Source organism: Atribacterota bacterium, assembly GCA_028703475.1.
Classification (GTDB): Bacteria; Atribacterota; Phoenicimicrobiia; order Phoenicimicrobiales; family Stramentimicrobiaceae; genus JAQVMU01.
In genome coordinates, this window is sequence record JAQVMU010000059.1 from 1 (window position 1) to 10,033 (window position 10,033).

6 protein-coding genes and 1 other RNA gene are annotated in these 10,033 nt (G+C 35.2%); all 7 read left to right on the forward strand.

All coding sequences use genetic code 11. From position 1 onward, the window contains the following. The first annotated feature begins 824 nt into the window (after positions 1 to 824). The 7 genes from ssrS (at position 825) to mltG (ending at position 9,928) form a co-directional block, all read left to right on the forward strand. Positions 825 to 1,047: non-coding RNA, 6S RNA (gene ssrS / locus PHQ99_06565), on the forward strand. A gap of 80 nt (positions 1,048 to 1,127) precedes the next feature. Then, positions 1,128 to 1,724 carry a 5-formyltetrahydrofolate cyclo-ligase gene (locus tag PHQ99_06570; GenBank protein ID MDD4289234.1) on the forward strand — a complete coding sequence of 199 codons (597 nt, stop codon included), beginning with the start codon at positions 1,128 to 1,130 and terminating at the stop codon, positions 1,722 to 1,724. 156 nt (positions 1,725 to 1,880) lie between these two features. Beyond that, a complete protein-coding gene (locus tag PHQ99_06575; protein MDD4289235.1) occupies positions 1,881 to 3,890 on the forward strand; it encodes a S1 RNA-binding domain-containing protein in 2,010 nt (669 codons plus the stop codon). Positions 3,891 to 3,914: 24 nt separating this feature from the next. Further along, complete coding sequence (locus PHQ99_06580; GenBank protein ID MDD4289236.1) at positions 3,915 to 5,636, forward strand: ATPase, T2SS/T4P/T4SS family; 1,722 nt, start codon at positions 3,915 to 3,917, stop codon at positions 5,634 to 5,636. A gap of 114 nt (positions 5,637 to 5,750) precedes the next feature. Continuing rightward, positions 5,751 to 8,402, forward strand: coding sequence for an alanine--tRNA ligase (gene alaS / locus PHQ99_06585; protein MDD4289237.1), 2,652 nt, complete (start codon positions 5,751 to 5,753; stop codon positions 8,400 to 8,402). 141 nt (positions 8,403 to 8,543) lie between these two features. Next, a complete protein-coding gene (gene ruvX, locus PHQ99_06590) occupies positions 8,544 to 8,975 on the forward strand; it encodes a Holliday junction resolvase RuvX (protein ID MDD4289238.1) in 432 nt (143 codons plus the stop codon). Beyond that, positions 8,972 to 9,928: an endolytic transglycosylase MltG gene (mltG, locus tag PHQ99_06595; GenBank protein MDD4289239.1), complete on the forward strand. Its 957-nt coding sequence runs from the start codon at positions 8,972 to 8,974 to the stop codon at positions 9,926 to 9,928. Before ruvX ends, mltG begins: the two co-directional genes overlap by 4 nt. Positions 9,929 to 10,033 lie beyond the last annotated feature (105 nt).

The window sequence follows — 10,033 nt, forward strand, 5'->3', positions numbered from 1 at the left end:
ATGTGCTTTTCACATTTCCTCCCCCTTGAGGGTAAGACAATCTTCTTTAAATTCCTCCCCCTTGAGGGGGGAGGACTAAGGTGGGGGTGGTGAATTTGTTTTTATTTTCTTTACGTTATACGGTATACGGAATACGTTATACGAATTTAGTAGCAGCCTGTTCAGCTTTCTTGTTTTATGCTTGTATTTTTGTATTTTTGACTGAAAACTGAAAACTATGAACTAAAAACTATCTTTCATTTATCACTCGTCACTCATTATTTATTACTACATTTAATGCCCTATTATATTTTCTATTTCTCCCCCTCACCCTAACCCTCTCCCTCCAAGGGGAGAGGGAAATATTCGGATAAATTTTTTAGTGAAGTACATCATTTGGTATATAGTTTTCAAGGATGGAATAAATATAAAAATTTTTTTCGTTTATCGTTCTTTTTTTTAGATAAAGATTATTATTATGTGTATAGGGTTCAGGGATGGAATAATGGAAGATAGGAATATTGGAAGTATTTTTCCTTCTTATTTCCTTCGATTGAGATAGAGATGTGCTTTTCACATTTCCTCCCCCTTGAGGGTAAGACAATCTTCTTTAAATTCCTCCCCCTTGAGGGGGGAGGACTAAGGTGGGGGTGGTGAATTTGTTTTTATTTTCTTTACGTTATACGGTATACGGAATACGTTATACGAATTTAGTAGCAGCCCCGAAGACTTTCTTGACCCTTACCCTCCGAGAGGAGGGGGAAATTTAGTTATACGCTATACAACATACTATTTCTATTGTAATTTCCAAAAAATTATGATATATTGATAACGAGAGTGGACAAGTCACCCTGCTGTAGACGCGAAACTGAATAAGTTTTGACCCAACACTTTTTTAAGAAGGCAATCGATCTCCGAATGTGTAGTACAAGCCTGTGGATTTCCCGAAAGGGATAACCTAAGATTAACTAATTGTTAGTCAACTGGAAGTATAAAGCATTTGGGTAGATAACCACCTGTTTGAGGATAGGTATCAAAACTTGAGGTTAGCGTCATGGCGGGGTTATTTTTTGTATAATATATAATATCACATAAGATAATTCTATTTATATATTATGTACTATTGACAACAGGCCGTATAATGTATTATGATTAACAAGTTAAATAAAAAAAACCTTAGAAAGCAGATAGCAGAAAAAAGAAAACTGCTTTCCAGGCAGGCTATTTTAGAAAAGAGCAACAAAATAGCAAATAGATTATTAAAATTTGATAAATACCAACAATCAAAAAAGATTATGCTGTATATCGCTACCAAAACAGAAGTGCAAACTCAAAATATCATAGAATCTGCCCAAAAAGAGTATAAAAACATATATATACCTATTATTTTTCCAAAAAAACACGCTTTGAAACCTTCTTTAGTTAAAGATTTTGAAAAAGAACTTGCTCTGGGTGATTTAGGTGTATACCAACCAAGAGAAGAATTCTACAGAATTGTCTCGCCTGATGAGTTAGATCTGGTTATTATCCCGGGAGTTGCTTTCAATAAAAGAGGAGATCGATTAGGTAGAGGCGGTGGCTATTATGACCGATTTTTAAAGCAATTGAGAAAACAAGTACCCATAGTAGCACTTGCTTTTGAGGTGCAGATAGTTGAAGATATTCCTTTGGAAGAAAGCGATATGCCGGTTGATTTTATTATCACTGAGCAAAGGATAATAGAGACCAGTATATTAAATAAATAGTATTAAATAATATTATAGATATAGAATAGATTAAATAGATTTTCTTAAAATTTCATTAAGAAAATACGGTAATATGAAGAGGTTGTGTGCAATCATTTAATATTTAAAAAACCATGATGAGGTTGTCACAACAATGAAGGAGGAAATGTTAATCTCATGGAAAACAAAAAAGAAGTAACTGAAGAAAAAAATGCAATGCAAGAAACATCAGACCTGCAGGACCAGGCCCAAATGGATGATCTTATGAATGATTCATTGGACGGGTTCAAAAAAATAAGGAGAGGAGAAGTAATCAAGGGTAAGGTTGTTAAGGCAGATGATGAAGGATATCTAATTGATATCAACTACAAGATGGAAGGATTTTTGCCTGCTACCGAAGAATCTAATTTCGGCCCGGATAGGAACAAGGTAAATCACACACTTGAAATTGATGATGAAATAGATGTTTATATTGTTCGGGTGGATGAAAAAAATAGCCAGATTCAACTCTCCCGTGAGAGGGCTCGACATATCCTCATGTGGGACCAGCTTATTAATGCCTACAAGAATAAGCAGAAGATTGAAGGTGAAGTAGTAGAAAAAATGTCTAATGGACTAATCGTTGATTTAGGTGTAAAGGCATTTGTGCCTTTATCCCATGTAGAGCCGCAGTTTATCGAAGAAAAGGATTTAGATAAATACGTAGGCAAAAAATTATCTTTTCATATTCTAAAGATAGACAAAAACCGCAACAATGTTGTATTATCACACAAAGCAGTCCTGGAAAAAGAAAGGGAAGCCTTGAAAGAAAAAACCCTTTCAACTCTTGAAGTTGGAAAGGTATTAACCGGAAAAGTTGTCAATGTTACTAACTTTGGCGCATTTGTAGATATTGGCGGTATTGAGGGACTCTTGCATATTTCAGAGATAACCTGGAAGGAATTAAGAGACCCATTAAAGCTTATTAAAAAAGGTGATGAAATATCAGTAAAAGTCATTGATTTTGATAAGGAAAATAAAAAAATATCCTTAAGCATTAGACAATTAACACCCAATCCATGGGATGTAGTAGATGAAAAATATAGCATTGGTGATGAAGTTGATGGAAAAATTGTCAGCATTAAAAATTTTGGAGCATTTATTGAATTAGAAGACGGACTAAATGGGTTATTACATATTTCTGATATGTCATGGGCATATACCAGAGAGCCTCAGGATATTCTTTCAGAAAATGAAACAATAAAGGTCAGAATTCTGAATATTGACAAAGATAATAAAAAAATATCATTAGGTTTAAAACAACTCATGGACGATCCCTGGAAAACCATCGATGAAAAATATTCAGTCGGAAGTACTGTGGAAGGGAAAATTACACAGCTAAACTCATATGGTGCAAATATAGAGGTAGAGCCGGGTGTAACAGGTATATTACATCTCTCTGAAATCGATTGGAAATATATTGAAAAGCCTTCTGTTATTCTAAAGAAATATGCTGTTATGCCTCTGAAGGTAATCAAGATTGATAAAAAAGACCGGATTCTATTTTTAAGCAGAAAGCAGACATTACCTAATCCATGGGAAGAGATCGACAGTAAATATAAAGTAAACGAGATTGTAACAGCTAAAGTTTTGAGGTTAAAGAACTTTGGTGTCTTTGTGGCACTCGATGACAATATAGAGGGATTTTTACCTTTTTCAGAGATAACCTGGGATGAAATAAAACACCCAAGTCAGGTATTAAAAAGGGATGATGAATTAGAGTTAAAGATTATAGAAATTGACAAAGATAAAGCACAAATCACACTCAGTCGCAAAGCCCTTATTTCAAATCCCTGGGATGAAATCAGGAAAAAATTTAAAGTTGGCAGCATAATCGAAGGAAAAGTAGTAAATATTACTGATTTTGGAGCATTTGTAAATTTAGCCGATAACATTGATGGCCTTGTTCCTCTATCTGAGATATCTAACCGCAGAATTGAAAGTGCCGAAAGCGTTCTTTCAGTAGGTGATAAAGTCCAGACTGTTGTGACAAGAATTGATGATAGAAGGAAGAAGATAAGTCTTAGCATGAGAAGAGCTGAAAAAGAAGAGCAAAAACAAATAGTAAAAGATTACAATAAACAGCAGGACGGTGATAGAATATCATTTGGTGATGTTTTTGGCGATTTATTGAATTTTAAGAAATAATAATTTAAGGGAGTATATTCTTTTATGGCAGGGGAAGTAAAGCAGGGAAAATATTTGGCAAATTTAAGACTTGGAGAGATTCTTATTAACCAGGGGTTAATTAACTCTGAACAGCTAAAAAGGGCACTTGAAGCCCAGAAAACTGATGGTAAAAAGAAGCTCGGGGAGATTCTTGTCAGCCAGGGTATTCTAACCCAAAAGCAGCTTTTACAGGCATTACAACATGTTTATGAAGCTGAATATATTGAATTGGATGAAGTAATTCTGGACCCGGAGATTGTTACGATTATCCCTAAAAGAATTGCAGTTCGCTATAAGATTGTACCACTCAGCAAAGAAAACGGTACACTGACTATTGCTATGGCTAACCCTCTGGATGTCAATACCATTGATTACATAAAAGAATATACCAAATTAGATGTAGTCCCCAAACTGGCCAGTGAAGAAGATATTAGTAATGCTTTAAGTTCTTACTATGAAGCAGGTGGCAAAATTGATGATATTTTAGAAAAAGTTGATGTTTCAACTGTCAGCGATTTTGGAGATGAAGTTAACCTTTCTCAGTTGGAAGCAATCAGTCAGGAAGCACCTGTTATTCAGCTTGTAAATATGATTATAGTCCAGGCCATCAAAGAAAGAGCCAGTGATATACATCTGGAGCCGAACAAAAGAGGATTATTGGTAAGATACCGGATTGACGGTATATTGCATGATATACGGATGTTGCCGGCTCGAATTAAGCCGGCTATCATCTCCAGGGTAAAAATATTATCAAGAATGGATATTGCCGAACGCCGCTTACCACAGGATGGCCGTTTCCAGTTGAAATTTGGAGCCAGAGAAGTAGATTTAAGAATTTCTTCTATTCCAACCGTATATGAAGAAAAAATAGTAATGCGTCTCCTGGATAAGAGTCAGGGTTTAATATCCCTTGAAAACACCGGATTTACAAAAACGCAGTTACAGGAATTTCGCAGTATGATTAGTTCTTCCTATGGTATTATCCTTATTACAGGTCCTACCGGCAGCGGTAAGAGCACCACATTATATGGGGCTCTTAATGAAATTGATTCTGTTGAAAAGAATGTTATTACAGTTGAAGACCCTGTTGAATATAAACTGGAAAGAGTTAATCAAATTAATGTTTTGCCAAAGATAAATTTAACTTTTGCTAATGCCCTCCGTTCTATTTTGCGGCAAGACCCTGATATTATTATGATAGGTGAAATGAGGGATTCTGAAACTGCACACATTGCTGTTCAATCTGCTTTAACAGGACATTTAGTTTTTAGTACATTACATACTAATGATGCGGTTAGCTCACTTACCAGAATGATTGATATGGGAATTGCTCCATTTTTAATCTCTTCTTCTGTTGTTGGCGTGATGGCTCAGAGGCTGGTACGTAAAATATGCCCGAAATGTATTGAGGAATATTTTCCCGAAAAGGGTGTTTTAGACAATCTCAAAATTAATTTTGAGATACCCAACCAGGATAATCTTAAATTCTACCGTGGCAAAGGCTGTGATTACTGTAAAAATACAGGGTACCGGGGAAGAACAGCACTATTTGAAGTGGTACGGATAAATGATGAGATCCGCTCGATGATAATGAAAAATACCTCCAGCAATGTTATAAAAGACATTGCTATTAAAAATGGCATGAGAACCCTTCTGGACAGTGGTATACAAAAAGTATTGAGTGGAGAAACCACCATTGACGAAGTACTTAGAGTAGCTGTATAATAATTTTTATTATAAAAATTTCAGAACATTTTTATCACCGGTTTAAAATTTAGTATCATAATTTTCTACATATTTATTTTAAACCCCTAATAGTGATGATAGAAGGAGTTAAGTATGAGCGAATTGAGCAGTCAACAGATTAGAGAATCTTTTTTAAATTTTTTCCAATCCAAAAATCATAAAATATTACCCAGCGCATCTCTAATACCGGAGGATCCAAGCATTTTATTTACTATTGCAGGGATGGTGCCATTTAAACCAATATTTTTGGGTCAGCAAACATCTGTTTTAAAAAGAGCCACTACTTCTCAAAAATGTCTTAGAACCAATGATATTGACAATGTTGGAAAAACTGCTCGCCATCACACCTTCTTTGAAATGTTAGGAAATTTTTCTTTTGGTGATTATTTTAAAAAAGAAGCAATTCAATGGGGATGGGAATATTTTACTAAAATAATAGGATTTCCCGAAGAAAAACTCTATGTGTCAGTCTTCAGGGATGATGATGAATCCTTTAATCTTTGGCACGATATGGTTGGCTTGCCGGAAAGTCGTATTGTTCGCCTGGGAGAAGAAGATAATTTCTGGAAGGTTGGGCCTGTAGGTCCATGTGGGCCATGTTCAGAGATTTATATTGATATGGGACCGGAAAGAGCATCAAAGGGAGGTGGCGGTGTCGGAATAGATGACCGATACCTTGAATTGTGGAATCTGGTCTTTATGCAATTTAACCGAAATGAAGACGGTTCGTTAGAGCCTTTACCAAAACAGAATATTGATACAGGGCTTGGATTAGAGAGAATCACTTCAGTATTGCAAAAAGCCCCTTCAGATTTCGAAACAGATTTATTTTTACCAATAATCCATCAAACTGCCCAAAAAGCAGATATAATCTATCATAAAAATCCCAAAGACGATGTTGCTCTAAAAGTAATTGCAGACCATGTCCGTGCACTTGTTTTTATGATTACAGATGGTATTTTACCTTCCAATGAAGGCAGAGGTTATGTACTGAGAATGCTTTTAAGAAGGGCATACCGATATGGGAAGGTCATTGGTTTGAATGAACCTTTCTTATATGATATTGCACCTCAGGTCATTAAATTAATGCAAAGCGCCTACCCGGAATTAAAAGAAAAAGAAAAGAATATATATGAGATTATAATTACTGAAGAAAAGAGATTCCAGGAAACTCTTAATTTAGGACTTAATATTCTTGAAACATATATTAAAAAGCTTAAACGTGGAAACCAGAAGGTTTTAAGCGGTAAAGATGCATTTACTCTCTATGATACATACGGATTCCCACTGGAAATTACCAAAGATATTTTATCTGAAAATGATTTATCCGTTAATGTGGAAGATTATGAAAAATATATGGTAGAACAAAAAGAACGTTCACGCCAGTCATGGGGTTCCGGAAAAACTGACACTAAAGATAATCAGTTACAGGAAAAGATATACCGGAATATATTGTCTGAAAACGGAGAGACTGTCTTTCACGGATATCACCAGATATCTTTACAAACCGATATTATTGAAATTCTTCAGGATAACAAACCTGTTAATAGCCTTATTTCAGGTCAGCAGGGACAGGTAATACTAAAAGAAACTCCTTTTTATGCGGAAAAAGGCGGACAAAAAGGTGATTGCGGGACGATTTCAGCTATTAACGATGATGATGCACTGGCTCAAGTGATTGATACACAATCTCCTTTAGATGGACTGATTGTCCATTATGTAAAGGTGGAAAAGGGAGTTCTGCAAAAAAAACAGAAGGTAAAAGCCCAAATAAATGATGTGGAGAGGATTGCAATCGCAGCAAACCATACTGCTACACACTTGCTGCATCATGCCTTGAGATTAGTATTGGGAGAACATGTTAAGCAGGCTGGCTCTTCAGTAACTGCCGAGCATTTGCGTTTTGACTATACACACTATAAATCAATTACTAAAGATGAATTAGAGCAGGTTGAGAAAATGGTAAATAAGAAAATTGAAGAAAACCATTCGGTGAAATCTGAGATTACCGGGCTGGAAGCTGCCCGGAAAAAAGGAGCCATAGCTCTGTTTGGAGAGAAATATGGTGATGAAGTCAGAATGATAGATATTGGTGGCTTTAGCCGTGAACTTTGTGGAGGAACTCATCTGGATGAAACATCAAAAATTGGCATATTTAAAATTACATCAGAACAGGGAATAGGAAGCGGTCTTCGTAGAATTGAGGCTGTAACCAGAGATAAAGCATGGGAGTTTATACAAATGAAAGAAACCCAGCTACAGGAATTACAGTCAATATTAGATGTGCCCCAGGATAGAATTATTAAAAAAATTAATCAGTTGATTTCTGAAAATGAAAACTTAAAACGGGAATACCGATTACTCTGGAAAGAAATGCTTCCACATTATATTGACAGACTAATTAAAAATAAAAAAATTATCAATCATGTCAACGTAGTATCTGCAATAATCGATAGTAAGGACAAGAAAAGCCTGAGAGAAACCGGGGATTTAATTAAAGAGAAGATTGAAAGTGGTATTATAATTCTGGCAACAGAACTGGATGAAGGAAAGTTAAATATTATAGTAATGGTTACTGATGACCTAATTAGCAAAGGTTTTGATGCCGGAAAAATTATCAGACCATTGGCATCTGCTATTGATGGTAAAGGCGGAGGAAAAAAGCATTTTGCACAGGCAGGTGGTTCTGATATGGAAAAATTAAAAAGTATCTTTCAAAATATTGAAGATATGCTGCAAATATAACCTCAAATAATATATGCCTCTTGTAATATCTTACAATAAATTAATATTGTATTATTACTGTTGTAATATTATTATTAATTTATATGCCCTGGTTAATGATAGTATAATATTATTATATTAAGAATTGAAGGAGAGCTATTTTTGAAGATATTAGGAATAGATATGGGAGAGAGAAGAATCGGTTTAGCTTTAAGCGACCCCCTGGGTTATACGGCACAGGGATTAAATACAGTTCAAATAAAAAACCCGGAAGATGTTTGCGACAAACTTATGGATGTAATCAAAGAGAAAAAAGTTGAACTGTTAGTTTTTGGATTACCGAAAAACATGAATGGCACACTGGGTCCACAAGCAAAAAAAGTACAGGAATATGCAGATAAGCTAAAGCAATTAAGCGGATTGCCGGTTGATTTCGAAGATGAGAGATTAAGTACAGTCAGTGCAGAACAGGTACTATTGATGGCTGATCAAAGCAGGGCAAAGCGGAAAAAAGCAATTGACAGAATGGCTGCTGTAATTATATTACAGTCATATCTGGATCGTAATAGAAATCAATTAAAAGGTTTATTATGATTAAGTTCTTAAAGTTTTTAATTTTTCTTATAGCGGTGTTATTTTTACTGGCTTTATTTGTGGCAGTTTGGATATTAGTGCCCTTAAACACAACTGAAATAACCGAAAAAACACTAATCATTCCCTATGAATATAATAGTGCCCGCATCAGACATTTATTGGAAGAGGAGAAGATTATCAGGCCTGGTAATATAATCTTTCAGTTGATGACAAGGACTATGAAAATTGATGATCGCTTACAGTCAGGGGAATATAATTTCAGTTCAGCAGAAAACCTGCTTCAAATCATTGATAAACTTGAAAAAGGCAAAGTAGTTCTGCACAGGATTACTATACCGGAAGGGTATCAATCTAAACAGATTGCCGGATTGCTTTCTGATAATGAAATTGCTGATTATGAGCAATTAATGGAATTAATACTGGAGGATAATGAATTTCGTGAAGGATTTTTATTCCCTGATACATATACATTTCCCAAAAATTATGGTGCTTATAATGTTTTAAAAACCATGAGTGATAATTTTAAAAATGTGATAAACAATCATATTGATGTTGAGATGGAATTTCCATTTGGGTTAGATTTTCATAAGGTAATTATCCTTGCTTCAATCATTGAAAAAGAAGCACAGGGGAAAGAAGACAAACCTAAAATTGCCTCAGTATTCTATAACCGGCTTAAAGATAGAATGATGCTGCAATCATGTGCTACAGTGCAGTATCTCTTAGAAAAACCCCGGGAAATACTTACACACGAGGATTTACAGATAGATTCTCCTTTTAATACTTATTTATACTATGGGTTACCCCCTGCACCAATCTGTAATCCGGGATTGGATTCAATACTGGCTGCTGTCTATCCTGCACAAGAGGATTTTCTTTACTTTGTTTTAGGAGCAGACGGAGAGCATGTATTTACCAGAACATATCAGGAACACCTGGATAATAAGCCGTAAAAGAGTATAACGTGAAAAAACAAGCAAGAGATACAGGATAAAATTAGTAGTTGGTCGTTGGTCGTTAGTATTTAGTAGATAGTGAATTACTATTAATTCAGTAAT